The sequence below is a fragment of the Moorena sp. SIO1G6 genome (genome assembly GCF_010672795.1).
Lineage (GTDB): Bacteria > Cyanobacteriota > Cyanobacteriia > Cyanobacteriales > Coleofasciculaceae > Moorena > Moorena producens.
This window is the reverse complement of the sequence record NZ_JAAHFZ010000002.1, coordinates 49459-76215: the sequence shown is the minus strand read 5'-3', so window position 1 is coordinate 76215 and position 26757 is coordinate 49459. Positions and strand designations below refer to the sequence as shown.

The 26757-nt window shown below is 44.4% G+C and carries 30 protein-coding genes; 14 read left to right on the top strand and 16 right to left on the bottom strand.

The features are described from left to right. Nucleotides 1-373: 373 nt before the first annotated feature. Together F6K63_RS03225 and F6K63_RS03220 are read right to left on the bottom strand one after the other, a co-directional pair. Nucleotides 374-1120 (bottom strand): phycoerythrobilin:ferredoxin oxidoreductase, encoded by a 747-nt coding sequence (locus F6K63_RS03225; protein WP_287310771.1) that lies wholly within the window; start codon nt 1118-1120, stop codon nt 374-376. Next, nucleotides 1117-1854: a 15,16-dihydrobiliverdin:ferredoxin oxidoreductase gene (locus F6K63_RS03220; protein ID WP_287266535.1), complete on the bottom strand. Its 738-nt coding sequence runs from the start codon at nt 1852-1854 to the stop codon at nt 1117-1119. Before F6K63_RS03220 ends, F6K63_RS03225 begins: the two co-directional genes overlap by 4 nt. Nucleotides 1855-2395: 541 nt before the next feature. On the opposite strand from F6K63_RS03220, the gene F6K63_RS03215 reads away from it, so the two are divergent. Then, nucleotides 2396-3676, top strand: a complete 1281-nt coding sequence (locus tag F6K63_RS03215; protein ID WP_287310770.1) for a nucleotidyltransferase domain-containing protein — start codon at nt 2396-2398, stop codon at nt 3674-3676. 721 nt (nt 3677-4397) lie between these two features. On the opposite strand, the gene F6K63_RS03210 is transcribed toward F6K63_RS03215, so the two are convergent. After that, nucleotides 4398-5054, bottom strand: coding sequence for a HEAT repeat domain-containing protein (locus tag F6K63_RS03210; protein ID WP_008184562.1), 657 nt, complete (start codon nt 5052-5054; stop codon nt 4398-4400). A 254-nt stretch (nt 5055-5308) separates the two neighbouring features. Here F6K63_RS03210 and F6K63_RS03205 point away from each other — a divergent pair, with 254 nt between their 5' ends. Next, complete coding sequence (locus tag F6K63_RS03205; protein ID WP_008184563.1) at nt 5309-5881, top strand: bilin-binding protein; 573 nt, start codon at nt 5309-5311, stop codon at nt 5879-5881. A gap of 98 nt (nt 5882-5979) precedes the next feature. Then, on the top strand, nt 5980-6531 hold the full coding sequence (locus tag F6K63_RS03200; RefSeq protein ID WP_008184565.1) for a phycobiliprotein lyase: 552 nt from the start codon (nt 5980-5982) through the stop codon (nt 6529-6531). A gap of 18 nt (nt 6532-6549) precedes the next feature. Here F6K63_RS03200 and F6K63_RS03195 read toward each other — a convergent pair whose 3' ends face one another. After that, on the bottom strand, nt 6550-6684 hold the full coding sequence (locus F6K63_RS03195; RefSeq protein WP_287266538.1) for a hypothetical protein: 135 nt from the start codon (nt 6682-6684) through the stop codon (nt 6550-6552). Nucleotides 6685-6966: 282 nt separating this feature from the next. On the opposite strand from F6K63_RS03195, the gene F6K63_RS03190 reads away from it, so the two are divergent. The 3 genes from F6K63_RS03190 (at nt 6967) to F6K63_RS03180 (ending at nt 8791) form a co-directional block, all read left to right on the top strand. Continuing rightward, on the top strand, nt 6967-7503 hold the full coding sequence (locus tag F6K63_RS03190) for a phycobiliprotein lyase (protein ID WP_287310768.1): 537 nt from the start codon (nt 6967-6969) through the stop codon (nt 7501-7503). Nucleotides 7504-7587: 84 nt separating this feature from the next. Next, nucleotides 7588-8199 carry a chromophore lyase CpcT/CpeT gene (locus F6K63_RS03185; RefSeq protein ID WP_008184570.1) on the top strand — a complete coding sequence of 204 codons (612 nt, stop codon included), beginning with the start codon at nt 7588-7590 and terminating at the stop codon, nt 8197-8199. A gap of 286 nt (nt 8200-8485) precedes the next feature. Then, on the top strand, nt 8486-8791 hold the full coding sequence (locus tag F6K63_RS03180) for a CpeR family transcriptional regulator (RefSeq protein WP_071107776.1): 306 nt from the start codon (nt 8486-8488) through the stop codon (nt 8789-8791). An 85-nt stretch (nt 8792-8876) separates the two neighbouring features. Here the strand turns inward: F6K63_RS03180 and F6K63_RS03175 are convergent, their stop codons facing one another. Then, on the bottom strand, nt 8877-9128 hold the full coding sequence (locus F6K63_RS03175) for a hypothetical protein (protein ID WP_131827233.1): 252 nt from the start codon (nt 9126-9128) through the stop codon (nt 8877-8879). 687 nt (nt 9129-9815) lie between these two features. Here F6K63_RS03175 and cpeB (F6K63_RS03170) point away from each other — a divergent pair. Together cpeB (F6K63_RS03170) and cpeA (F6K63_RS03165) are read left to right on the top strand one after the other, a co-directional pair. Continuing rightward, complete coding sequence (gene cpeB / locus F6K63_RS03170) at nt 9816-10349, top strand: phycoerythrin subunit beta (protein WP_071106825.1); 534 nt, start codon at nt 9816-9818, stop codon at nt 10347-10349. 103 nt (nt 10350-10452) lie between these two features. Continuing rightward, entirely contained in the window at nt 10453-10947 is a 495-nt protein-coding gene (gene cpeA / locus F6K63_RS03165) for a C-phycoerythrin subunit alpha (protein ID WP_044492874.1), read from the top strand. 197 nt (nt 10948-11144) lie between these two features. Here the strand turns inward: cpeA (F6K63_RS03165) and F6K63_RS03160 are convergent, their stop codons facing one another. Further along, entirely contained in the window at nt 11145-11375 is a 231-nt protein-coding gene (locus tag F6K63_RS03160) for a hypothetical protein (protein ID WP_008183154.1), read from the bottom strand. Between the two features lie 51 nt (nt 11376-11426). Between F6K63_RS03160 and cpeY the strand changes: the two genes are divergently transcribed. From cpeY to F6K63_RS03135, 5 genes are all read left to right on the top strand, one after another. Further along, a complete protein-coding gene (gene cpeY, locus F6K63_RS03155) occupies nt 11427-12710 on the top strand; it encodes a C-phycoerythrin alpha-cysteine-82 phycoerythrobilin lyase CpeY (RefSeq protein WP_287295973.1) in 1284 nt (427 codons plus the stop codon). A 544-nt stretch (nt 12711-13254) separates the two neighbouring features. After that, nucleotides 13255-14103 carry a Uma2 family endonuclease gene (locus F6K63_RS03150; RefSeq protein ID WP_008183157.1) on the top strand — a complete coding sequence of 283 codons (849 nt, stop codon included), beginning with the start codon at nt 13255-13257 and terminating at the stop codon, nt 14101-14103. 207 nt (nt 14104-14310) lie between these two features. Then, a complete protein-coding gene (gene cpeB, locus F6K63_RS03145; RefSeq protein ID WP_287262765.1) occupies nt 14311-14844 on the top strand; it encodes a phycoerythrin subunit beta in 534 nt (177 codons plus the stop codon). Between the two features lie 74 nt (nt 14845-14918). Beyond that, nucleotides 14919-15407 carry a C-phycoerythrin subunit alpha gene (gene cpeA / locus F6K63_RS03140; RefSeq protein ID WP_008183162.1) on the top strand — a complete coding sequence of 163 codons (489 nt, stop codon included), beginning with the start codon at nt 14919-14921 and terminating at the stop codon, nt 15405-15407. Nucleotides 15408-15857: 450 nt separating this feature from the next. Next, nucleotides 15858-16478, top strand: a complete 621-nt coding sequence (locus tag F6K63_RS03135; RefSeq protein WP_044492899.1) for a HEAT repeat domain-containing protein — start codon at nt 15858-15860, stop codon at nt 16476-16478. A gap of 114 nt (nt 16479-16592) precedes the next feature. On the opposite strand, the gene F6K63_RS03130 is transcribed toward F6K63_RS03135, so the two are convergent. The 7 genes from F6K63_RS03130 to F6K63_RS03100 form a co-directional block, all read right to left on the bottom strand. After that, the gene (locus F6K63_RS03130) at nt 16593-18023 is read right to left on the bottom strand and encodes a coiled-coil domain-containing protein (protein WP_008183168.1); all 1431 of its coding nucleotides are present in this window, start codon (nt 18021-18023) and stop codon (nt 16593-16595) included. Nucleotides 18024-18540: 517 nt separating this feature from the next. After that, the gene (locus F6K63_RS03125) at nt 18541-19593 is read right to left on the bottom strand and encodes a phycobilisome rod-core linker polypeptide (protein WP_502708275.1); all 1053 of its coding nucleotides are present in this window, start codon (nt 19591-19593) and stop codon (nt 18541-18543) included. A 439-nt stretch (nt 19594-20032) separates the two neighbouring features. Beyond that, nucleotides 20033-20794 (bottom strand): phycobilisome rod-core linker polypeptide, encoded by a 762-nt coding sequence (locus F6K63_RS03120; RefSeq protein WP_287310765.1) that lies wholly within the window; start codon nt 20792-20794, stop codon nt 20033-20035. Nucleotides 20795-20948: 154 nt separating this feature from the next. Further along, the gene (locus F6K63_RS03115) at nt 20949-21743 is read right to left on the bottom strand and encodes a phycobilisome rod-core linker polypeptide (RefSeq protein WP_287310763.1); all 795 of its coding nucleotides are present in this window, start codon (nt 21741-21743) and stop codon (nt 20949-20951) included. A gap of 45 nt (nt 21744-21788) precedes the next feature. Then, the gene (locus F6K63_RS03110; RefSeq protein WP_287310761.1) at nt 21789-22577 is read right to left on the bottom strand and encodes a phycobilisome rod-core linker polypeptide; all 789 of its coding nucleotides are present in this window, start codon (nt 22575-22577) and stop codon (nt 21789-21791) included. A gap of 190 nt (nt 22578-22767) precedes the next feature. Beyond that, on the bottom strand, nt 22768-23637 hold the full coding sequence (locus F6K63_RS03105) for a phycobilisome linker polypeptide (protein WP_287310759.1): 870 nt from the start codon (nt 23635-23637) through the stop codon (nt 22768-22770). A gap of 330 nt (nt 23638-23967) precedes the next feature. After that, nucleotides 23968-24129, bottom strand: a complete 162-nt coding sequence (locus tag F6K63_RS03100; RefSeq protein ID WP_287310757.1) for a hypothetical protein — start codon at nt 24127-24129, stop codon at nt 23968-23970. Nucleotides 24130-24133: 4 nt separating this feature from the next. Between F6K63_RS03100 and F6K63_RS03095 the strand changes: the two genes are divergently transcribed. Further along, a complete protein-coding gene (locus F6K63_RS03095; RefSeq protein ID WP_071106836.1) occupies nt 24134-24397 on the top strand; it encodes a hypothetical protein in 264 nt (87 codons plus the stop codon). Here F6K63_RS03095 and F6K63_RS03090 read toward each other — a convergent pair. The 3 genes from F6K63_RS03090 to F6K63_RS03080 all read right to left on the bottom strand — a co-directional run bounded on the left by F6K63_RS03090 (nt 24363) and on the right by F6K63_RS03080 (nt 26648). Beyond that, nucleotides 24363-25226, bottom strand: coding sequence for a HEAT repeat domain-containing protein (locus tag F6K63_RS03090; protein ID WP_071106837.1), 864 nt, complete (start codon nt 25224-25226; stop codon nt 24363-24365). The genes F6K63_RS03095 and F6K63_RS03090 overlap by 35 nt on opposite strands. Before the next feature lie 29 nt (nt 25227-25255). Continuing rightward, the gene (locus tag F6K63_RS03085) at nt 25256-25486 is read right to left on the bottom strand and encodes a DUF8630 family protein (RefSeq protein WP_071106838.1); all 231 of its coding nucleotides are present in this window, start codon (nt 25484-25486) and stop codon (nt 25256-25258) included. 304 nt (nt 25487-25790) lie between these two features. Beyond that, nucleotides 25791-26648, bottom strand: coding sequence for a pentapeptide repeat-containing protein (locus F6K63_RS03080; protein ID WP_287296892.1), 858 nt, complete (start codon nt 26646-26648; stop codon nt 25791-25793). Nucleotides 26649-26757 lie beyond the last annotated feature (109 nt).

Below are 26757 nucleotides of genomic sequence, written 5' to 3'. Positions count from 1 at the left end.
CTTCAATTAAAACCTCTAACATTTAGGAGTATCGAGTCAGGAGCTTCGAGTCATTAGAAATGGATTCAAAATCAATTATTTCCCAGTTAATTGGCAATTAATCAGAGTTTTATCATAAGCCGTCAGCCGTGAGCTAAAAGCTCACGCGTGCGCGTTCAGCCGTCAGCCACAAGCCTTTAGCTGAAGGCTTGTGGCTGACGTTTTATCAACAATAAAATTCTGTATTATTCCCATCAATTCTGTAGTCATCAATTTTGTAGTTTTGTCCTGACTTATGACTCGAAGATCCTGACTCCTGACTCCTGAAAAAACTAAGCAATTTCTTACATCGAACTGAGGTGAAGTTATAACATCCTAATAATTCCAGTAGTGCTTAACTTGCCTGTGCGAGCTTCCGCTCTAGGTCAAACAAGAAACCATGGATGTATTCCTCGGTCCATTCACTGCCATAAAATCTCTGAAACATACCACGAGCTGGGTCTTTTTCAGCACGATAACCCAGATAACGCAGTTGAGCTTCCTTGATGGCTTCCAGATGCTCAGAATCAGTAATTAGTTCTGCCTGATCCACAAAATCCAAGTAAGCTGTCAGATAGTCCTTGAACGCAGCAAACACCCGATTTTCCACTACTTCAGTTTCCTTAGGGCGTGTCCACAGGAAAGCTGGAGAAAAGAACGGTGTTGCTTCCTCAGGGAATTCTCCTCCCCAAGGCAAATGCTGTTGATGGGCCTTGAAAATCGGTAGGATAGGTTCCGTGTAACGAGCTTGATAAGCTGGATCATCCCGGAACAGGGGCTGCATATCCAAGGCAATCAGATGTCCACCAGGTAAGGTGACTAAGTCAGCCCCGAAGAAGGGTAGGTCATAGTTTAGGTGGGGGAAGATCACAAAATTGAGTACCTGTAATGCGGTTCCCCCCTGGACATGAGCAGCTCGAATTTGTCTAATTTTGGGTGCAGCAAAGGCATAACTGGTGGTCAGGACATCTTGCTGCTTTTTCCCTTTCCCCACTGTGGCGAATTTGCTTTCAAACCCAGAGGGAATGGGATAAGGCTGTAGATCAAGGCGCTCTTTTAGATATGCGATCGCGTAGTCTAGAAACGGCTGATAGAGAGTCATGTTTGGCTTTGACTAACGGCTAAAGGCATGGCATCTTCAAATAAGAACTCATATAAGAACCGCTCTGCCCACTCGGGACCAAAGTAGCTGCTGAACAGACCATGGGCTGGGTCTCTGTCGGCACTATACTGGTCGTAGTCTTTCTGTGCCTTAACAATTCGCTGAATATCTTCTGGCTCAGTTAGAGGCTCAGCTTGCTCCACCATTTGCCAATATAACGCCAAGTAGTCTTTGTAAGCTTCAAAGACTTCCGTTTGCACTTTCTCTAAGGAATCGATTTTGGCAAACAGTAGATACTTAGAGAAGTACTGGTTAGCATCATAAAACTTCATTTCTAAGTTTTGTGCCAAGTCCTGATAGCGATCGCGAATGGCTCGCATTGGTTCAATGTATTTTTCCTGATAGGCTTCATCCCTGAACAATGGCTGAAAGTCTAGAACCACCAGGATCTTCTTTTTCCCAAAGGCTAAGAAGTCAATCCCTAGCAAAGGGAGATCGTAACAGTGACTGGGATACATCACACTGTTAAACACTTGGGAGACTGGTCCAACATCCATGTAGGTATAGCGAATCTTCCGCAATTCTGGGCATTGGTAACACCAGCTTTGAATAATTGACCGATGTTTAGCGCGATCGCTTACCTGGCGTTCTAAGCCTGGGGGAATTGGTTGACTGCTTAAATCAAACCGCTTGAATAGCTCTTTTTCCAGATAGTCCAGGAAAGGCTGATACATTTATATTGCTCGTATACATAGTAAAACCCTTACTGAGCATAGAGGATCGCCATACTTCCTGTCTCATTTCTCCCAGACAAAGAAATAATCGTTAACATTTGTCTGATCTAACCTTTGCCTGAGCTAACCTTTGCCTGACTAAGCCACCCAAATCCCCATACCCAAATCCCCATACCCATATCTACCTAAGGGGAAGCTTTCCTTGCCACCCTGTCAAAGCATTAGCAAGGAAAGCGCTGCCAGTCAATAGGGATTACTTAAAAACTAATCCTTAATTGTGTTATATGGCAAGGTACTTCATCAAAACTTTGCAAAATCACCAGTCAAATGTACTGAAAATCCCAGTTTTTTCTGTAAGTAGTAAGTAAATAGTAATCAATTACTGAATAGATTACTGAATAGATTATTTTAATTAATTACCTTTGAGGCGTAATTCGCTAATTTTCCCATTTTGAAGGGAAAATTCAAGTTTTAGGTGCCATTATATCCGCCACATCCATAATGGCGGTTTCCACAGCGCGAGTTTTTAGATCAACCTTTGATGATGACTTTAACCCCATTAACTACTATAGCATCAGTATCGATAACTAACCGAGAACTCCAAACTAAACCAGAACTCCAGTTACTCCTCTACTGTGTCCGAACCAGCATCGACGAAGGGACTGCTGAGTGTATCAAACGTTTACTGCTTGAGCAAGACATCGACTGGACTTATCTGCTCAAAACAGCTCGCCGTCAGAAAGTCTTACCGCTGCTGTACCATAGTCTCAAAAATACCTGCCCAGACCTGGTTCCCCAGAACATCCTCAAACAACTCCGAGATTATTTCCAGCACTTAGTCGTACACAACACATTTCTGATTCAGAAACTACTCAAGCTCCTGACTCTTCTGGAGAAACACGGAATTTATGCTATCCCCTTCAAAGGGCCTACCCTTGCTGTTTCAGTTTACGGCAATCTGGGGTTGCGGCAGTTTGGTGACTTAGACATCCTAGTTGATCACCAAGACATCCCCACAGTTAAAGAATTACTCCTGTCTCAAGGGTATGAATTGCAAAAAGACCTAGGCTGGGAGTATCACTTTGTCGATAAAAAGAGTCGAGTCTGTATTGACCTTCACGAGGGGATTGTACCCGATTTATTCTGTTTGCCATTAGATTTTGAGTATTTGCGATCGCATCTTCAGCCTCTATCTCTTGCTGGTAAGACAGTCTCTACTATCTCGCCAGAACAGATGCTGTTAATTCTCTGTGTGCAATTGGGCAAAGACTGTTGTCACTGGAGTGTACGTCTGGCTCAGTTATGCGACGTTGCTGAACTACTGCGTTCTCATCCGCAGTTAGATTGGCGCAGAGTACTGGCAGAGGCTGAAAAGCTCGGTTGTGAACGCATGCTCTTGCTTGACCTTTGCCTAGTCAGGGATTTGCTGGGAATCACATTGCCACAGATAGTCTTAAATAAATTGCAAACCCAACCAGTCTCCCAATCCCTCGCTATCGAAGTACGATCACAACTTTTCCGTGACTTTGAAGTCGGCCCTAAGCTCTCAGAAGCAAAAGGGTTTTGGGCTTTTTTCTTGTCCTACAATCATCGCTTCTACTTCACCATGAGAGAGCGTCTGCATGACAGAGTGATGTACTGTCTCCATTGGCTAAAAAACAGTTTGTTTGTTACCGTCATGCCCAACGAAGCAGATTGGGCCTTACTGTCCCTGCCTAGAGTGCTAGCTTTCCTGTATTATCCAATCCATATAATACGGCTGTTAATTAAGCATGGGATACAACCAATTTTCAGAACTGATCACGAGCCCCACTCCTTGTAAAATTTTTGGCCTTGCTTAATAATGGCATGATTTTAAGCGCACCTCTAGAATGGGCATGTTTGCGTGGAATGGGCATCAGGTGTAGAACTGGCATCTTGCCAGTTTCCTGCTTATTTTCGCGCGGGCAGGATGCCCAGTCTACTCCTATTAATTCCAAGACTGACGCAACGCCTCATATTTATATATAATTTTTCAAAATTATTCGGTAAATTCAATTTACCAAAAGATTTGGGTTTAAAGCCCCGTCCTTCTAGGACGGCTTTTTCTTAAGACTTTGTATTGACAGTTTGTACTAGGTGTGCTACTATAAAATTATAAACAATAAACTAAAAGATTAGATAGATATTATCTAACAATAAGTAGACAACGTAAAAAATCGGCAAAAGAGTGCAGATTGCGTGATTCCGTCTAACGACTTGAACGTCTATGAAAAATTTAGATAAAAAAAGTACCTATCTATCTATATAAAAAAAAAGAAGGTACGGTGGGGCACACCGAAACCTAGATCTATGATCAGAACGCTTATGAAGAATCGGCCTCTACTCTTTCTGGTTCCGACCTGGCTGAGCAAGTCGGCTCGTTGAAGTAAGAATCCCCGTTCTTACAGGACGGGGAGTGTCAATTACCCCCTCTTGATGCAGTCGGTCATGAGGGTAACCCCCACAGGTCGGCGCTGTTTTGCGACTCCCGACTCCCTAAATCTGATCACCAAACCGATGCTCTAGAGGGAACTATCTAAAGCAGCAGCTACCACCCGATGCTCTTCATCCTTCATCAGTTCTGCCAATGCTGCTTTAGCATCGGGGGAATCAAATCGTTTGAGGGCACGGGCAACATGCATCCGAATACGCCACCATTGTGAATCTTTCAGAGCCAAAATTTGCTGCAATGCCTCAGTTTCCTTAACAGTACCAGCCAGTAACCCTAGGGCATCAATTCCTGCTTCTCGGACAGTTGGGTCTTCCCCTGCTAAGCCGCAAATACAAATACTATAGAGTTCTTCTGGACAAGACATTTCCACCAAAGCAGCAAGAATGCTACGGCGCACCAGCCAGTGATCATCCTGTTGAAAGCTAGTGACTAGATGAGATATTGACACCTCTCCATACTTGGACAAGGAATTGGAAGCTTCTGCCCTGACATTGGGGTCGGTATCAAATTGCATCAAATTTAATAACGCAGCATAGGACTCGTCAGTCCGTTTATTCCCCAGTCCCATTGCCACAAAGGAGCGCACTAAAAACTCTGGGTCCTTGAGTTTACTTGTGAGTAGGGGAACAGCTACATCTGAACCATACTCTCTCAAAGCAGTAAGTGCCCTGAGGCGATCCTGAGCATTTGGACTTTTGAGAGAGATTTCGATTTGGCGGATGTCCATAGCACTACAGAGCCAGCTTTTTTTACATTTCTTAACAGATTTAATCAAAGATTATCATAATTTAGTATAATTCTCATCAAGTGAACTAACCCTAGCTTCCCCTAGTAGCTAAGGCTAGTTCACTTTATAGTTTTTGTGAACCGTTGCGTTGATGAGATGGTAAGGTCAACCTTAAACCTTAAACCTTAAACCTTAAACCTTAAACCTTGGCCAATAGGCCACGCTACGTGAACAACCTTCAACAAAGATCAACCATGACGACTCAACTAAGCGACTATATCAAAGAGCTAATTACCAAAGCCAGAATTGTCAGCTTTACCAACTGGCAACACTCCTATCCCCCAGGGATTATCGAGCATTTCCAGGCAGCTGATGATCACGGTCGCTATCTTACCGATGATGACTTGCAGCAGATTAAAGCCTGTTCACCAGATACGGAACCCTTAATCAATACAGCCAAATTTTTGCGGGATAACGCTTCTGATATCGTTTCCGAAGCGCGGGAAACCGTATTGGCTCAATATCCTGATATTACTAAACCAGGGGGTGGTCTTTATCCCCCCCCACGAGCAGAAGCCTGTTGGCGAGATTTTTGGCATTTCCTCCGTTGTATTACCTATGGAATTGCTGGCAGTAGCACCAACTTTACTAGTGCTGAAGGACTGCACTATATGAATTTGTTGTACAAAGAATTGCAAGTTCCAATCGCCGCAATGGTATCAGGATTAGAAGAGATAAAGGCAGCTAGTTTAAAGCGATTATATGAACCCGAAACAATAGCTCCCTATTTTGATCATTTAATTAATAAATTGAAAAAATTTAGCTAAACCAATAAATCAGCAAAATAACTATAAACTATAAAATTTAAACGAGATAGTAATGATTTTTAATTAAATTAAAATTTAAAATTTAAATTAACAAAGCAATGTCTATATCCAAATTTAAATACTTCTTTGATTGCTGTGTAGGAACCTGGGTGGCACAACGTACCTATCATAATCTGACTCACCAGGAGGTAGAGCGCTCCCTTACAGAATTCACCATTGAACCCCTGTCTTCTCCCCTTAAAACTAAGGTATTGATAGATAATCAGCAACCTGACTTACCTAATATCAATGACCTGTGTGGTTATCATCTTGGTTTCGAGACAGTTTCTGAAAAAGGTGAACGGGTGTCCCAACAACTGAATATGCTTTTTGTGCCTCAGGTCGAAGAATCAATGATTATAGAGGGAGATTATTTACGCGATCGCGCCTACGAAGAAGCTAAACCTAAAGTCGCTCATTTTAGCTTCGATACCAATAAACTAGAACTTTTGATGACCACCTACTATACCCGTGTGGTATCTGTTGATTCCATTACCCTGATCAATCCCAACTTAAGAATCCGCAAAATTATCAATTACCAGCGTCCTCCAGAAAGTCAACCCCTAGACAAGGTGGTTCTAGTAGGATTTGGGGTGGAGCAAAAAGCTTGATAATTAGCCTAGCATTTTTCAATTAGGTGAGGTACTTTCGTTCTGGGTTAATGGGAGTCGGGAATCGGGAATCGGGAATCGGGAATCGGGAATCGGGAATCGGGAATCGGGAATCGGGAATCGGGAATCGGAAACAAATCCTGTGTACCTCATTACTATGATAAATAATATAAATACTGTTTATAGTTAACTGTAAACAGTTAACATTTATGTTTCCGTTGATACTAATTCTGGTCTCCACACATAACTGTCACAAAAGTTTACAATTACTAATGTTGAAGGATTGGAGCCACGGTGTATAACTGAAGATGTAAATCCGGGTAAAGGCTCTAATTTACTAGGTTTGCGTAATCTACAACACCATTGAGCCTAGCATTCAGCTGCTATAGGCCAACAAAATTGTTAACTTTTTTAAATTAAACTACACATAAGCAGATGGATCTTAGTGAATTTCTAGAACGTTCTATTGGACGTTGGCGATCGCAACGCAGCGCTCATCACTTAGCCTTTAGTCACTTTGAGGAAATACGCTCAACTATTGATATCGTTGCCCTTGAGGCTGATGAATCAGCTGTGATTGACATTTGCAAACTATACGATATTGATCCCACAACTGCCTTGCATCCCTTTCGCATGAGTTGGGAAGGTGAGTCAGATTGGGATGAAGACGACATCCAGTCTGGAAGTTCCGTTCTAGTCCCTATTCCCGATCCTGAAAACCCCGATCGGGGAAAACTGCTCAGAGAGCAAGGCTATGCCGAGACAATTGCAGCAGTGGGCAACTATCACATTAGTGAAGATGGTACCTTCACTTTGTTAACGGAGTATGACCGAGCAGCTGCTGAAGAACGGATTTGGTTTGCCACACCAAATCTACGTTTTCGGGTGTCCTTGATTAAAACCAGTTCTGGTCAAGGGGTGACTACAGCCTCGTTTTCTTCGGAAATCCGTGACCTATCCCAATCGGGCTGAAAGTGACCCGGTTGAACAGTTAAGGTCATAATTTAGATTTTTTTATCTTTTTTAACCCTAAGTTTTCAATAAATTAATACACCAATGTTGTCTAGTACTACCGATAAAACTACCAGTAATTTACTGACTCTCGCTAGTTGGATGGCTGGAGATTTTAGTAACCAAAAACAAGCCATTGATAATCCTCAGCTTTACGCTCACATTCATGTTTTCTTTCGCCCCTTACCCTTTGATTTCTTTTCGGGTATTGGTTTCTACTCTGAGCAAGCCTATGACTATGATCTATGGAGTCCCTACCGTCAGGGAGTGCATCGCCTGATTGATAAAGGTGATCATAGTTATATAGAAAATTACAGCCTTAACGATCCAATTCTTTATGCCGGGGCGGCGCGAGAGCCAGATATTCTCAAAACCATCACCCCTGATGTTATAGAACGTCGCTACAACTGTTCAATGATTTTCTGGCGAGAGGGTGACATGTTTCGCGGCAGTGTAGAACCTGGTTGCCAGTGTTTCATCCAACGTAATGGGCGTAAAACCTATCTGGTCAGTGATGTGGAATTGACTGAAACCACTTGGAGCAGCCTAGATCAGGGTATGGATGTCAATACTCATGAGCACGTATGGGGCTCAGCAGCTGGTCATTTACGATTTGAAAAACGGCAAAGTTTTGCTGACGAATTACCTGATTTGTAGCGCCGATTTCTAGTGCCTAGTTATCAGCAATAAGGGATTTGGGTGTAACCCAAATACCAACAAATACCAAGTGAATCAGGGTGGGCAAAGTCATCTAATCTAGACTACTAAAAATAAAATAACCAATTTTTTTTGTCAACCTAAAAGCTAAAATCTGATATTTTATTTTTTTGCTATTCCCTAACTGATGATTTGGTATTAGCCTAAAGCCCAAAATCTAAAACCTAAAACAACTATCATAAAATATTAATTATCATTAGAGTTGAGGATGATTTGTGTACAGCTAATGCTACCGCCGAAAGCTCAAAAAAAGATGCAGTGCTGGATTAGGAGCAGACATTTAATCTGCTCCGGTCACTTTTTTATCTTTGAGACGGTAGAATATACAACAGTTGAACGATTCTCGGAATGTGTCGAGAGTCTCGGAGGAAGTGTAATATCCGTTAAACCCATTAAAAAAATTTGGATTGGCTCCCATCGCCAAGTTATTTTGTATCAAGCTAAAGCGAGCTTACATACACCTCATCATGACCTGAAACAATACTGGATAAAATACGGGAGCTTCCGTACCAGATTTGATGAACGTTCGTGAAAAATCCCCCCACTAAACCAGTTTATAGGTAAGCTATCAGCCGTCAGCCGTCAGTGGTCAGTGGTTAGTGGTCAGTGGTTAGTGGTTAGTGGTCAGCCGTTAGGTCTAGTGACAGTTGTGATATCAAATCCAGATAATTGGGCATTGCTGAATCTTCGCGCTGAATAGGAGTAGAGTGGGCATCCTGCCCTCCCGAAAATATCCCTGTTCTGTCGGCGTTGCTGAACCAAGTAATGAATAGGAGTAGAGTGGGCATCTTGCCCGCTCGACCAGATCTCGAACGGGTGCATCTCAATGCATGCTGTTTGACATGGTGGTGCGTTACGGGCAGCAACATAACCCTGACTACGAGGCGAAAAATGAAGCCCCCCCTAACGCACCCTACGCAAAATTTTCAAAAATGAGATGCACCCTCTCGAACGGGCAAGATGCCCATTCTACAGGTGCGACCCAAGGCCGCGAGCAATCCCTCACGGCCTTGGAGGCGCGCACCTACTTTTAAAATCATTCCATTATTAATATCAAGTCCGGTTGAATACTCATAATAAAAGTGTGTCGAAGGCAGAGGGCATTTGGCAGCTATGCTGAAGCAAAGGAGTAAGGTTTCAAGGGTAATGGTTTTTGATCACTAATTATCCCGACATGATATAAGCAACGCCGATAATTGCGCACACTTACGATATCCAGACCAAACCTTTGTCCCCCTGGTTCCCTGGTCCCCTGCTCCCTTGCTCCCCTCCTGTCATAACCATGCAATTTATTAATGGATGGTACCTGATCACAGCTAAGTACATGTAAGTACATCTAATTATTAAGTTTTGTATATAGCTGCCGAGTCGGTTAAGCGACTCCTGTGTGATCGACTGGTGAGCTGGTAACGAATATTACAAATTATTACTTTGTTGTTAATAAATGAGACGGCGGTTCCGATTATCCTCTAATGTTCATATTGAGCTGGTCAAATTTAATAAATAACCAGCAAGATAGCAAACTAGTTAAGTACCTTTAATTTAAGGAGATTTCAATGCTTGACGCTTTTTCCAGAGCTGTAGTTACAGCAGATAGCAAAACCGCATGTCTCGGTGCTGGAGACCTGGCTGCTCTAAAAACCTTTATTGCCGATGGTAATAAGCGCCTTGATGTTGTAAACAGTATCGCCAGCAACGCCAGCTGCATCGTTTCCGACGCTATTTCTGGTATGATCTGCGAAAACACTGGTTTGATTCAAGCCGGTGGTAACTGCTACCCCAACCGCCGCATGGCTGCTTGCTTGCGTGATGGTGAAATCATCCTCCGCTACGTCACCTATGCGATCTTGGCTGGTGATGCTTCTGTACTAAGCGACCGCTGCCTGAATGGTCTTAAGGAAACTTACAGCGCTCTGGGTGTACCCACCACCTCCACAGCTCGTGCTGTTGGAATCATGAAAGCTGCTGCAGTTGCTTTCGTTAACAACACCGCTAGCCAGCGCAAGCTTGACATCATTTCCGGAGATTGTTCCTCCTTAGCTGCTGAAACTGGTGGCTACTTTGATGCAGTAGTTGCTGCTATCAGCTAGTCTTTCCCTTCTGGATAAGATACCAAGCTCCTGCTAAAGTGAGCTGGGGAAGCCAAAAGCTAAGTATAACCTTTGTCAAAACCCATTCAGGAGATATATAAAAATGAAATCAGTTATAAGCACAGTTGTTACTGCTGCCGATGCTGCAGGTCGTTTTCCTAGCAGCTCTGACCTTGAGTCCGTTCAAGGTAGCCTACAACGGGCTGCTGCTCGTATGGAAGCTGCTGAAAAGCTAGCAGAAGGCATTGATAAAGTAACCAAAGAAGCTGGTGATGCTTGCTTTAAGAAGTATCCTTACCTGAAAGAGTCTGGTGAAGCTGGGGATTCTCAAGTCAAGATTGACAAGTGCTACCGCGATCTTGGTCACTACCTACGCTTGATCAACTACTGCTTAGTTGTTGGTGGTACTGGTCCTCTAGATGAGTGGGGTATTGCTGGTCAGCGTGAAGTTTACCGTTCTTTGAACCTACCTACTGCTCCTTATGTAGCAGCTCTTGAGTTCACTCGCGATCGCGGTTGTGCTCCTCGTGACATGTCTGCTCAAGCTTTAGTTGAGTACAAAGCTTACCTCGACTATGTAATCAACTCCCTGTCCTAAGGAGATCACGGTGAAAATCCGTCGCTGATTGACTAACATTTCGATCAGTACCTGGGGACTCTTAGTACGTTGCTTTGCCTGGATTGGTTGAGTACCGTCAAAGAGTCCCCTAATTGTTTTGGGGGGTTAGGGGGGTAAAACTAACTGTAAGCTACGCGAACAGCTATCAGCTATCAGCCGTCAGGTTATTATTTTATTCAAAAGTACCTCAAGTAGCGTGGCCAAAAGCCCAAAGCGGATAGCTGATGGCCAAAAGCCCAAAGCTGATAGCTGATGGCTGATAGCTGATGGCTGATGGCCAAAAGCCCAAAGCGGATAGCTAATGGCTGATAGCTGATGGCTGATAGCTGATGGCTGAGAGCTGATGGCTGAGAGCTGATGGCTGAGAGCTGATGGCTGATGGCTGATAGCTCAATGCTTACAACCAACTAAACTTAGTAAATCCTATTGTTAATTCCTAAATCACGACTAAATCACTGATGGATAAACGTTTTGCCAATATATTTAATTTGACCGAAGATCAAGCGATCACACTTTTAAAGACCCCCTTAGACCAGCTGGAAGACCAATCTGATCGCTATCTGGCTGCATCCCATTTAATTAACTTTCCCAGCGAGCAGTCAATCAATGCCCTGATGGAAACGGTGCAAGACCAAAACTCAGAAATGTACCATCGTATCGCTCGACGCAAGGCAGTGGAAAGTTTAGGTCGTCTGAAAGCCTCTGTAGCCCTACCCATCATTCGGTCATGTCTAACGGATGAGGATTGTTACACGGTGGAAAATGCTGTCTGGGCAATTGGGGAAATTGGCACTCAAGATCCCGAAATTCTCGAAGAAATAGCCCAGTTACTAGAAAAACCAGGTCAGACTTATCGGGTGATTATCCAAACTTTGGCCGCACTGGACTATAAACCAGCCCTTGACAAGATTAAGACCTTTACTAAATCCGATAATGAACCCATAGCCAGTGCTGCGATCGCAACGGTTTGTCGGTTCACAGGGGATACCACCGAAATGCACAAGGTGATGGCATTCCTGCAACACTCTAGTGTCAATGCCCGACGAGCCTGTATTCAAGACCTGATTGATGCCCGATACTACCAAGCAATTCCTAAAATTGCCACCTGTCCCATTTCCATGGTCTTCCGAATACGAGGAATTCGCCTCTTGGCAGAGGCTGGGTTGCCAGCCGGTGATATCACCTTTGAGGATATCGAACCATCACTGGATCAAGTGATTCGTGATCATCCTGATCACCTAGAGCTGGTTCATGAATATGACCAAATGCCCACTTTAGAATTCTTGATTAACGAGCTATACCACACAGATTTTGGGCGATGTTATCTAGGCAGTAAAACTCTGCTCAAGTTGTCCCCAGACGCTGTTGCTGAAGCGCTACTTGCTACCTATGCTGACAAAGCCCATAACGATTATGGTGCTCACTACCATGTTGTCAAACTTTTAGGCTGGCTGAAATACGCCGATGCGTACGATTTGATAGTGGAAGCCCTACACAATAAAGCACCCCAGTTTCAGAAATCCCGTGCTGGTGCTGCTATTGCTTTGGGGAATTTAGGGGATGAACGGGCAATTCCCTTACTCCAAAACAGCCTCAATACCAAGATTTTTGACTTGAAATATGCCAGTTTAATGGCATTAGAGCAGTTAGGGGATACCAGTAGTGGTCAAGATCTGGCAGCTAATGATTCAGATTGGTTGATTCGGGAGAAAGCAGTTACTAAAGCAATTGCTAGTCATTAGCCATTAGGATTAGTCATTAGGTAAGCTATCAGCTATCAGCTATCAGCTATCAGCTTATGGGCAAGCTACACCGAACAGCTTTTGAATAAGCGATGCAGTCGGCCAAAGGGGGTTTCCCCCACTCGCGCTTGGGATCAAGACAACAGGTAAGCATTCGAATAATGCTGAGTTAAGTTGGCATGATAGCTTACCGCTAACGTCACATCAAGTAGCGTGCGCGTAGCGCATATGCTTAGATGGGCAAATCCCCAGACTTTCAATTCGAGAAAATCTCGAACTATTAAATTCTACCGTTTGCGCATTGCGCATAGGGGCACGCTACTTGAGGTGCGCACCCTACGCGAACGAGGTTTATTTTAAGCATGATAGCTGACGGCTGACAGCTGACGGCTGACAGCTGACGTCATTAGTAACCTTGGAAGAGCATCTTTAGTGTACTAAGCACTATTACCATGCTCTAATAATTGGTAATTGCGATCGGCTATCAAACTAGAGCAGCCAGAATAATATATAGAATCATCACCGCAATAGTCTAGGCCAGATCATGACTGAGATAGTACCTCGAGTCAAATTACCTCCTCCCTTCCCTGACCACACCCAGCTACCGGAGTCAGATGGAACATTTGTGAAAAACTTTCAAGAGCATCCCCAAAGCATAATTCTAACGGATTCGATGGGAGAGATCTTACAACAGCGACATCCTGATGGACAATATGCCATTGGGCAAGACTGTGGTATCTACTGGCGAGAAACTGACCCACCTGAAAAAGGAGCCGAAGCGCCTGATTGGTTCTATGTGCCCAATGTCCCTCCTCAGCTAGATGGTAAAATTCGTCGCTCCTATGTGGTGTGGCGGGAACATATAGCACCATTAATTGCATTAGAATTCGCCAGTGGCAATGGCGAGGAAGAACGGGACAAAACCCCATTATCCCTCTCGACTCAAGGAGAAGTAACTAAGCCAGGGAAGTTTTGGGTGTATGAGCAAATTATCCGAATTCCCTACTATGGTATTTATCAAATAAACAACGGCTCTCTTGAAGTCTATACCTTGATCAGTGGGTTTTATCAGAAATTAACCCCTAATGAACGAGGGCATTATTCTATTTCACCGTTGGGTGTAGAACTAGGCTTATGGCAAGGAAGTTATCAGAATCAAACTCAACTATGGCTAAGGTGGTGGGATGAACAAGGAAATCTGTTGTTGATTGGTGATGAACGAGCTTTACTAGAAAGGGAAAGAGCTGAACAAGAGCGACAACGTGCTGAAGAAGCAGAGTCTATAGTGGAGCAGGAGCGCCAACGAACTCAAGCTGCTTTAGCAAGAGCGGCTCGGTTGGCTGAGCAGCTACGAGCAGCAGGTATTGACCCTGATCTTGACGATACTGTTTAGCACTTAACCAAACACTTAAAAGATTATTGATACAAAAGTATACAATTAGACCGCTAGACGGAAATTTTTGTAATGTTTTGTTGCTTTGTTTCTCATAAATGGGACTAGAGTGTCAAACAGCTTTTATCGTCTAAATTGGTTAGTCAATTCATGAACGACAAGACCAATAATTTTAATTAAGTCCTTGTTATTGATAAGGAGATTTTAATGCTAGACGCTTTTTCAAAAGCCGTAGTTGCTGCCGATGCCAAAGGTGGATTTGTTGGCGGTGGTGATTTAGATGCTCTAAAGGGATTTATTGCTGATGGCAACAAGCGCCTTGATGCTGTGAATTTTATCTCCAGCAATGCTAGCTGTATCGTTACTGATGCGGTTGCTGGTATCGTTTGCGAAAACCCTGGTTTAGTTGCTCCCGGTGGCGGTGTTTACACCAACCGCAAGATGGCTGCTTGTCTACGGGATGGCGAAATCGTTTTGCGTTATGTGTGCTACGCCGTTCTCAGCGGAGATAGTTCTGTACTGACTGACCGTTGCTTGAATGGTCTTAAGGAAACCTACGCTGCTTTGGGCGTCCCCACTGGTAATACAACCCGGGCTGTGGGCATCATGAAGGCTGCTGCTGTGGCTTTTGTTAACAACACTGCATCTCAACGCAAAGAGTCTGTTACTAGCGGTGATTGTGCTTCTTTGGCTGCAGAAGTTGGTAGCTACTTCGATGCAGTTGGCAGTGCTATTAGCTAGTCTCCCGGCTCAGGAGAATTTAAATTACACTGACCTTTTGCCGAAATCAATTTAAGACAGGAGATATCTTAATTATGAAATCAGTGTTAACCACTGTTGTTGCTTCCGCTGACCTAGCAGGTCGGTTTCCTAGCGCTTCTGACCTAGAATCAGTTCAAGGTAGCTTGCAACGTTCTGCGGCTCGTATGGAAGCTGCTGATAAGTTAGCAGGTAACTACGACAAAGTAGCTCAAGAAGCTGTTGATGCTATCTACAAAAAGTTCCCTAACGGTAGTGGTCGGGACATCGATGCAGGTACTCAGAAAGAAAAGTGCAAGCGTGACATCGTTCACTACCTGCGTTTGATCAACTATTGCCTAGTTGTTGGTGGTACTGGTCCTCTGGATGAGTGGGGTATTGCTGGCGCTCGTGAAGTGTACAAAGCCTTAGGTATCGATGCAGCTACCTATGTTACTGGTTTGACCTTCCTCCGGGATCGTGGTTGCGCTCCTCGTGATATGTCTGCCCAAGCCTTGGTTGAATACCGGGGTTATCTTGACTATGTAATCAACTCCATGTCATAGGATTATTGCTATCCACTGTTTGTAGTGATTAGCTGCCTCTAGTACTTTGGACTAAAGGGGGATCTTAGGAAAGTGCTGTGCCTGAATCAGGTTCAGCACTTTCCTAAGAACCCCTTAGTTGTTGTTATCGAAACTCCTGAATCAAGTTAGTTTTCTCTAACTCAGGTTATAGACTGATGACTACTCATATTTTTGTAAGCAGTCAGCAGTCAGCAGTCAGCAGTCAGCAGTCAGCAGTCAGCTTTATGAATCCCTGACAGCAGAGATAACAGAGATTAAACGAATGCTTACCTATTTTATTCAAAAGCACCTCAATTAGCGTGGGCTATGGGCATAAGCTGATAGCTGATAACTGATAGCTGATAACTGTTCGCGTAGCGTGTGCGTAGCACATAAGCTGATGGCTGAATGCTTACCTATTTGTATACTGATATTTACTACTATCTACTAATGTCTACAGAAGAGTTATATCAACAATTAAAACATAAAAATCCTAGACTCAGAGAAAGAGCCATGCGGCAGATTGCAGCAGAGCGCACCGAGAATACTATTCCTGAGTTGATGGCAATTTTGGGTGATGAGGATGTGGTTTATCGGCGAGCAGCAGTGCAAACTCTAGGTGTGATTGGTCTTGATGCTGTACCGGTATTGGCAGAAACTTTAACAACCAGTGAAAATAACACTGTACGAGCTAGCTGTGCTAAAGCGCTGGCTGCGATCGCTCTTAACTACTCAGAAGAAACCTTCCCAACTGTGGGGTTGCAGAGTCTACAAACCGCCCTTAAAGACCCAGATCCCGTTGTCAAAATATCGACAGTTGGCGCACTGGGAACCATTGGTCCACCAGCTTTTGAAGCCCTAGTGGCTGCTTTGGACATCGATGATATTGCCCTTCAAGTTGCTGTGCTACATGCCCTAGGTTCTTTGGGAGATGAGAGAGCTATGGAAGTGCTATCTGCTACCGCTGAAAATCAGGAAGCCGACCCCTATATCCGAGAATCAGCGGCTAGTTCGATATCACGCTTGGAACAGGTGATCAACTTTGGTTCAAGCAGAAAACGATCTCCATAATAAGACCAGAATAATCCAATTATTTGTTGTCCTTGAATGCCAAAACTATCCCCAAAACTATCAACTAAGAAAGCCAGGGGACTTGACATTATTATTGATGCTTTCGGGCACTAACTAAAACAATCTCCGGCTACGCCTCTTATTCAACTCTGCTTTGCCAAGGGTTGCCCAACGCTTTAACTCAACAATTTGTTTTTGTAAAGTGGCGATACGATCCTCTTGCTCTTGATTATGCTGTGTCAAAGACTCATAACTCTCGGTAGGTTGATTAGCGGGAGATTGTTGCTCAGACAACTGATGCTCTAACTCAGCAATACGCTTCTCTTGGTCTTGAGTTTGCTGCTGTAGAAACTGATTACTTTTACTTTCTACTTGTTGGGCCGCCTGAGATTCTTGCTCAGCTAGCTGCTTCTGTAACTTGTTAACCAGATTAGCTTGCTGTTGAGCCTGCTGTTGCAGAGCCTGGTTACTCTCTACCTGTTGTGTTGCTAGAGATTTTTGTTCAGACAGCTGTTGCTGTAAGTCTTCAATCAAATTAGCTTGCTCTTTAGCCTGCTGTTGTAAAGACTGATAGCTTTCGGTTTGTTCAGCAGTTTCAGATTCTTGCTCTGCGAGCTGCTTCTGTAACTTGTTAACCAGATTAGCTTGCTCTTTAGCCTGCTGTTGTAAAGACTGATAGCTTTCGGTCTGTTCAGCAGTTTCAGATTTTTGGTCTGCGAGCTGCTTCTGTAATTTCTTAACCAGATTAGATTGCTCTTTAGCCTGCTGTTGTAAAGACTGATAACTTTCTGTCTGTTCAGCAGTTTCGGATTTTTGCTCGGCTAGCTGCTTCTGTAATTTCTTAACCAGATTAGATTGCTCTTTAGCCTGCTTTTGTAAAGACTGATAGCTTTCGGTTTGTTCAGCAGTTTCAGATTTTTGCTCGGCTAACTCCTTCTGTAATTTCTTAACCAGATTAGATTGCTCTTTAGCCTGCTTTTGCAAAGACTGATAACTTTCGGTCTGTTCAGCAGTTTCAGATTTTTGGTCAGCTAGCTGCTTCTGTAATTTCTTAACCAGATTAGCTTGCTCTTTAGCCTGCTGTTGCAGAGACTGATAACTTTCGGTCTGTTCAGCAGTTTCAGATTTTTGGTCAGCTAGCTGCTTCTGTAAGTCTTCAATCACATTAGCTTGCTCTTGAGCCTGCTGTTGTAAAGACTGGTAATCTTCTTGGGATACACCAGAAGTACCAGACTCAGACACATCAGGTTGTAGCGGTTGTTGACCCTCTATTACTTGAATCTTGGTTGGAGATTTTGTGGCTCCATTGTTGGGGGATGTTTCCTTTGCCTCCGGTGGATTTTCAACGGTGATGGTCATCCTTGCCTGCTGGCATGCGATCGCAATATTACCTCTGGCGATACGCTCAATTAGTTCCGAGCGGGACAATCCAGTATTCTGAGCCATCTGAGTTAACAAGCCAATGCCTGTAGGGGTCAGGGATATTCCCACCTTGGACTTACCTTCTGAATACTGGCTAGCAGTTTTACGGCTTTTCTTGGCCATTGGCTTTTCCTCCGGATCGGCTATTTAAAGTCTATATATTTTACTGTTAAAAGTACCTCGTTAAAAGCTTTAGTTGAAAGGTAAGCATATGCGCTACGCGCACGCTACTTGAGGTGCGGTCAGCGGTCAGCGGTCAGCTTAGAATAAAATTGAAAGTCTGGGGAAAAGCCTATCAGCTTTGTGGCACAGGCTTTGGCCTTGGCCGTTGGCCACGCTACGCGAATGGCCACGCTGTGCGAACGACGCTGGGACTTCACTCAGCATTATTCGAATGCTGACCTCTTTTATGCAAAAGCTCTTCGCAAAGCGTGCGCGTAGCGCATAGGCTGATAGCTGAATGCTGATAGCTGAATGCTGACGTTGAAAGCTTTAGTTAAAAGCTTATATTTTCCAGGTAGTTGTTGAAGGTTGACCGCTGTCAGTAAACTCTCAACAGTCAACCTTCAACAACCTACACATTTCTATGGCAACTGGCCATAGAGCTAATAGCAGCTCTAATAAGTACTAAGTTTTTCCTCTAATAACTACGAGGACGCCATTTATTCAACTGGGTTTCTGCAATCATAGCTAAACGGCGCTGATCAGCAATCTTTTCTTGTAAGGTGGCAATTTCGTTCGTTTGTTTTTCAGACTTTTGTTGCAGAGCTTCATAACTGTCTGGCTCTACAGTTGCTGCTGCCATGGGGATTTGGTCCGCAATGCTGGTGAAACCACTACCACCATTGGTCGAAGAACTGTAAGACTGCCATTTGCTATACTGTGATTCTCCAAAGCTAGCCAATGGTCGTAACTCTGCCAGCTGTTGCTGCAAGGTTTCCAGCAGTTCTTCTTGCTCTTGGCATTTCCGTTCGATGGCTTGATACGCTTCTGAGCGTTGTTTCTCAGCTTCTGTGGGAGCTTCCTGCGGTTGGATTTTGGGCTTGAGTACTTCATCCAATAAAGCTTGGATATCAGTAACTGGGGCTTGTCCAAGGGGATTATTGTAAATAATTGATTTATTCAGCCTTGGTGGATTCCCTGACACATTGTCTTTATCAGAGCTAGAAACGCTCGGCATCAGCACCAACATGTTAGTAAACCCAAGGAGCTTTTTGCCTGTTTGGGTTTTATAGCCCCGGTAAAAGGGTACAACATTCTCCCCAAAGACCTCTTGGTACTCGTCACTATCGATATAGGAATCAATATCCGCCTCGAAACCTTCTTGATCAAGTACTTGGCTGTGATAGAAAGTCTCAGAGTAGTCATCAGGAGCACGACCGAGCAAATGCTTAAAATTCAGCTCGATTGACCGGTAGCGGGGACAAATATCGAAAAACCTTGACCGATACAACTGTGACTTGGCAACCTGACGCACAAACTCACGGACAGTGATTTCGCCTTGCTTGAGCTGGGATTCCGGGACAGTTAGCCGTTCACTTTCCATGACATGGGCATTTCCCAAAACCTGACGGTAGACTGCTCGAATCACCGTCTCGATTTCTGCTTCCGAACGACCTGGCCACAGCTCAATTGGATCAATTTCTTCCCAGGCTTGATACTGACCTTGCCTGGTTTGAGTTGTGTTTTGCATGAGTTTTTGAGCTTCTGTGAGAATCTTAGGGGCTGTTTGAGTTTCTGTCGGATGTATTCGTTGGGGTTTATTGAGACCTAGAACATTAGCAAGTAGTGTATTGAGATCAGCTATCAGAAACCTTGTTACTTCGATTAGATCTTGGCAACAAAAACCTGTTACCTCTAGTACAACTGTGCGATCGCTATCATCCCTCAGATTGCTAGTTCCATCTGTCATCATTAATGACATCGGTAAACTACGTTTAATTTACTAACTTTTGAATTTCAAAAGCCTCAATTAAACTCCCAATATTTCACCAAAACTAAACTCTTATAGTTAACTCTTCAATAGTGTTATTTTTTTTGATCAATTAGTTTTTGATTGCTCACAACTTATTTCAAATAAAATAACATCTATAGACTTAGCTCATATCAACTACTGAATCCAGAAAGTCAACCTAACCTATTTCAGTAATACTGACAATTTTGCTGCCCATTTTGTGAATATTTTGAATCCTCGCCGACAGCTGCTCGTAACCCACCTCATAGGTAGCATTACTCCGCTTAAAGCGAGAACCAACACCAGCTTTAGCTACAGTAATCTTAAAGCGTTTGCCCGTATTAGCGTAAGTACCTGAACCCCCAACAGGAGCAGTAATCTTGGTAGACAGATTAGCCGCTAAATCACTAATCAGCTTGGCTTGGTTACTGCTATCACTGGTAGCATCTCCCCGCATCAAACAAAATGTCCGATTAAAGGCTACGTTCTTAATCCCAACTTCGGTAGTATTACTACGAGGATAGGGAACAATCAACTCCCCAAAACTCAAGTTATACTCGGCGCTATCGATATAAGAATCGATTTCAGCATCGTAGCCAGCAGTGTTATAAATTAGAACGTGTTCGGCAATTTCTGTTTGATCTTGGGGAGCACGACCTAGAAAATGCTTGTAGTTGAGCTCAATGAAACGATACTGGGAAGCAGAATCAAAAAACAGGGACTTATACAACTCTGATTTAGCGACCATGCGCACAAAGCCCCGTACACTGATGTCCCCATTCCGCAGCATCGCTTCAGCACTAGTTAAGCGATCGCATTCCAGCAAGTGCGGGTTACCTAAAACCTGTTTGTAAACTGCCCGAATCACTGTCTGCAGATCATCTTCTGTTGCACCAGGACGCAACTCTACCGGGTCAGCATCCATTACCCAAAGTGACATTTCAATTCCTCCTAGATTCTTTGAGCAGATTTAGCTGATTTAAACAGCTATTCAGTTATCAGTTACTAGTTTCCAGTTAACCGTTACCAGTTGTTATTGATTCTGATTAACTATTCACTTAGTAACTGATAACCGGGCTACTGGATCAATTGGATCAATTTAACTCAGTAATACTGAGAATCTTGCCACCGCTTTTATGAATACTCTGCACTTGTTCAGAGAGTTGGTCGTAGCTAACCTGATAGTTCAGCTGGCTATATTTATTCAACCGGGCTGCACCAGCGCATGTGGAAACAGCAATCTGGTAGCGCTTGCCAGTGTTGCCATAACCTGCACCATTGCCAACCGCTGGAGCCTTTACTTTTGGAGATAGATTACTAGCTACAGACGTGATTAGCTGAGCTGGTTTTCCGGTATCACTGGTAGGAGCACCTCGCAGTAAGGAGAACATCCGATTAAAGCCGACATTCTTAATTCCCAATTGGCTACGGATGCTGCGGGGGTAGGGAACGACGTTCTCGCCAAAATTCTGGAGATATTCGTCACTATCGATATAGGAATCGATTTCAGCCTCATAACCCTGTTGATTGTAAAGGCTGACGTGCTCAGAGATTTCAGCTTGATCTAGGGGAGCACGACCTAGCAAATGTTTGCAATTAAGTTCAATGAACCGATAGGGAGAAGACCCCTGGAAAAATCGGGATTGATACAGGGATGATTGAGCGACCATGCGCACAAAGCCACGGACAGTAATATCCCCATTGCGCAACATTGATTCCCCATTAGCGAGTCGCTCGCTATCCATCAGATGGGCATTGCCCAAAACCTGCTTGTAAACGGCTCGAATTACCGTTTGTAAATCATCTTCAGTGGCAAAAGGCCGTAATTCTAATGGATCACCTTCAAAGGCATCCAAGCCTAGAGTAGCTGACCGAGTTAAATTTCCCATTTCTATATGTCCTTTAAAATTTCCGAAAAGACCAAACCCCAGACATTAGGAGATTTCTGTAATGCTGACGATTGTCCCACTAGTGCGATTAATCCGCTGAATTTGGGGTGTCATCTTGCTGCCAGGAACAATGTACTCAGTGGTACTACGACGGCGACGACCGCTGTACATCGCACCCCGCACTACAATTTTGAACGTCTTTTCGGTAGCATCAGCATAAGCGGCAGCACGACCACCTGCCAATGGCACAATTTTGCTGGTGCTATTGGTGGCAACTGCTTCTACCAAGCAAGAGCTTTTGATGGAGCTATCAACTTCTGAATTACCCCTTACCAAGGATAGAGTACGGTTATAGCCCACCTGCTTTTGACCGATTTGGCTACTAGCACAATAGTAGGGTACGATATTCTCCCCAAACTTAACTTGGTACTCGTCACTATTGATGTAAGAATCAATCTCAGCATCGTAACCCTGCTCAATACAGATGCGGATGTGTTCCGAAATTTCTGTCTGATCTAGGGGAGCACGACCCAATAAATGCTTAAAGTTCAGCTCAATAAATCGGTAGGGCGCACAGGATTCAAAATACCGAGCGCGATAGAAATCTGACTTAGCAACAGCCCGGACAAATTCCCTGACACTGATGTTGCGATCGCATAATTGCGATTCAGCATTCACCAGCCGCTCGCTCTCCATAATGTGGGGGTTGCCCAAAACTTGACGATAAACTGCCCGAATTACAGCTTGCACTTCATCAATGCCGCTAGTGGGCCATAGTTCAAAGATGAGATCTGAATCTAGACCAAACTTGGCAGTAGGCGCTGTACTGACCATTTAAATTTCTCCTTGCAAAAAACTTATTCAAAATACAGGGGATTTTCCTTGCCAAAACAAAGCAAGCAACGCTTCATTGCACTGCACCTCTACCTTCTTTGGCAGCAAGCCAACTAGTTTGCTGCCAAAGCAAGCAAAAATACACGAACTTTTCCAGGCGATAAATGTTTAAATCCCGATTGAATCCTAATTACACAACGGTGATGCTGGCAATCACGCCACCCTGCTTATGAATCCGCTGGTACTCTTTGGACAGCTGATCAAACGGAACCAGGTATACCTGGTTACTGCGCCGGAATTTGGATACCCGATTCACTGCACCAGGGGACTTATAGCCAGTTACCTCAATCCGGTAAACCTTACCTTCAGCACCAGCTCCAGCACCATGGCGAGTTCTGGCACCCAATGGGGTTTCTTGGAAAGACCAGCCAGATATCCCACCAGACGGGGGAATCACTGCTGTAGGAATTTCTTGAATTACATTCTTATTTAGACAGGGAGTATTGCCAGCCAAGCTCCCTTTGAAGTCGCTACTAGAAGCTCCCCGCAACAGTTGGAACATGTGGGTAAACCCAACCATCTTCTTGCCTGTTTGGGTTTTGTAGCCCCGGTAGAAGGGAACCGTGTCTTCCCCATAGACTTCCTGGTACTCGTCACTGTCGAGGTAGGAATCAATCTCTGCCTCGAAGCCTCCTTCATCCCAGATAATACTGTGAGCCTTCATCTCATCGAAGCCATCGGGAGCCCGACCAAGTAAATGTTTGAAATTCAGCTCAATTACCCGGTAGCGGGGGGATTTGTCGAAAAAGCGGGAGCTGTAAGCATCGGATTTAGCTACTGCCCGCACAAATTCCCGAACGCTGAGTTCACCTAGTTTGAACTGAGACTCTGGGACAGCGAGTCGCTCACTTTCCATGACATAAGCATTGCCCAATACTTGCCGATAGACCGCCCGAATCACGGCCTCAGCGTCCTCGCTTGAGATACCTGGCCATACTTCAATTGGATCTGTGTCTTCAAATAGGCCGACACCTAGCTGTGATGCTGGTCCGAATGCCATTAACAGATTCTCCTAGATAGCAACAAATTTTTTAATCAGGGTTTTCTCAGGGTGTTTAAAAAACTTTACAAGCTTTTAAACAACAAAATAACCTCTCTACGACTCCTGATTGAGGAGTCTTGGGAGCTCACAGCTCCTGTGAGCGAGATTGTGTCAGTGTTTTACACCTTCACACATTTATTTATACAATGCCCTGATCACCCTAAATTATCAAGATTTGTAAACTTCTGGGATTCTCTGTGATTGAAACTGACCACTATCTTAGAAAGTATGTATTATAAAGTTTTATTTATGAAGTATGACTTATGAAGTATAGAAACTTTGATTGTTTTATAGTGTATTTATTACTTTGGTGAGGTACACAATTTGGTGATTATAGGGAACAGGGAACAGGGAGCAGGGAACAGGGAATAGGGAACAGGGAACAGGGAACAGGGAACAGGGAACAGGGAACAGGGAACAGGGAACATAAAAAAATTCTCTGTACCTCATAAATATGATAACCGCTAGATTTCTGATTTTTTTTAAGCTACCCTATACCGAACACCCAGGGCGAACAACCTTGGCCTATTGGCCACGCTACGGGAACAACCTCCAACCTCCAACCTTCAACCTTCAACCTCCAACCTTCAACCTTCAACCTTCAACCTTCAACCTTCAACCCTTCAACCTTCAACCTTCAACCTTCAACCTTCAACCCTTCAACCCTTCAACCCTTCAACCCTTCAACCCTTCTGAATTTGTGCGATCGCTACCTTGACCAGTTGGCGAATTTCCTCTCGGTCATCGGATAACTTGGCTGTTAATGCGGGTAAAGCCGCTTCATCCTGAAGCTTCCCTAAGGATAAGATTGCCCTGCGCCTGACCTCTTGGCTAGGGTCTTCCAGTAACGGGATTAAATTGGAAACCCCTAGCTGGGGGTCAAGTTGGCTCACCGATGTAGCTGCTTCTGCACGAACATTGACAGATTCATCTTTCAGTGCTAATAGGAGAATTTCTGTAGCCTGGTCATTACCCGGTTGATCCACCAAATTAGCGATCGCTCCGACTACTGCCATCCGCACATCTTCCGATTCTGAGTGGATTGCCTGATAAAGGTGCTCAGCTGCTTCTGACCCAATGAAAGCCAGTGCCCACGAGGCATGACCTTTGGCAGTTTGGGGATAATCCGCTGATTCCAACACCTCAATCAACTTTGGCACAGCCGCTTCTCCCATTCTGGCTAAGGCTCCAGCCGCTGAACTCTTGACCACTGTATCCTCATCATTTAACAAGGCATCAATCAGGGTAGGAACTCCCTGGGGATCCCTGATTTTTGCTAAAGCCTTGCCACAAGACCTCCGCACCACCGGGTTTGGGTGATTAGCTAGTGCTTCGAGCAAAAACGGAGAAGCTACCTTACCTATTTTGCCGAAGGCTTCCACGAATCCCAGTCTGACCATGCCCCGGCTATCAGCCAGGGATTCAACCATCTGTTTTAACTGTTGCGCATTAGTAATATCAACGTTTCCCTCAGCAAGTTGGCTATTGACATCAGCCAGCAAACGGTCAGTTTCAGAGGGAGCTGGTGGTTGAGTTTCCGTAACCATGGGTAATTCAGTTGCTTGAGTCAGTTGCTTCAGGATGATGGCAAAGAGGATTCCTGGGGGCGGAGATTTTCCAGAGCAGTGTCAATCTTTACAATTTCCGGGTGGTTTTTGATCTGCGCCATGACCGCTTTTTTAGGCAATTTCAACTTCTGGGCTATTTTCATCACATCATTAACGAGTCTTTCCCGATATTTCTCTAGTTCAGTAATAACTTCCTCAATTTCTGCCGCTGATGGCTTGGCTTCTTGACTCTCAGACATTTTGGTGACGTTTTTAAATCGTGATTATTATATAAGGTTACAGGTTACAGGTTACAGGTTACAAGTTACAGGTTACAGGTTTCAGGTTACAGGTTTCAGGTTACAGGTTCCAAGTTACAAGTTACAGGTTACAGGTTACAGGTTACAGGTTTCAACGGTTTAACCTTTAACCTTCAACCTTCAACGCTTTAACCTTCAACCTTCAACCTTCAACCTTCAACCTTCAACCGTTCAACCTTCAACCGTTCAACCTTCAACGCTTTAACCTTCAACCTTCAACCTTCAACCTTCAACGTTTCAACCTTCAACTAGGATGACTGGCCCCTAAGCTTTCCCGAGTATTGCTGCGAGTATAGGGATTCCAGGTATCGAGTTCTTTATATGGTTGATTCAAGAGCATGGAACGGGTGGCTTCACTGATGCCTTGAGCCATGGTAAAGTCAGCGCCAGCAATATTTTGTACATGGTTTAAATCTGCTCCAGTCAGGTCGGCTCCTCGCAAATCGGCTCCCTCCAGCTCCACGCCACTCATACGGGCATTGCGCAAGCAAGCCCCGGTCAGCAAAGCCTTCCGTAAGTTGGAGCCACTCAAAGCAGCATCCTGCAAATTAGCACCGGTTAAATCCGCTCCGCTGAGATAGCCTCCTATTACTCTAATCCCTTGCAAGTCAACTCCCCTCAGATTAGCGGTATTGAGAAAAGCACCATTGAGATTAGCACCAGGCCCAACAGCCCCAGAACTTTTGTAGCGAAATCCTTCTGGCCAATTGGTTTCCCGGTCATACAGGGCTACTTGTAGGTTGCTTTCATTTAAGTTAGCCATGGTCAAATTAGCCTTCCTTAAATCCGCCCGGTTTAAAAAAGCCCCTTCCAAATCAGCGCCAGTCAGGTCAGCGCCAGTCAGGTCAGCTCCCCTGAGATCAGCTCCCCTTAGATTCGCTTCCCGCAAAATTGCCTGACTAAGATTAGCCCCAGTCAGGGTAGCTTGGCTCAAATTAGCTTTCTGTAGGTTAGCACCACTCAGGTTAACCTGGTACAAGTCTCTCTGACTCCAATCAATCCCCTCAAGATTAGCATCAGAGATATACTCTCCGGCTTGGAACCGTTTTAAGATATCCATAGCTTGGTTGTTAGTGCGATCGCTTAACCGAGTTTGACTCATGGTGATTACTGAACTCTACCTGGAACTGCCAAGGTTAGTTTACCGTTCTGGTGGGAACACAGGATATTAAAAACCATTACTATTTCTAGGGTAGGGGCTAGCTCTACCC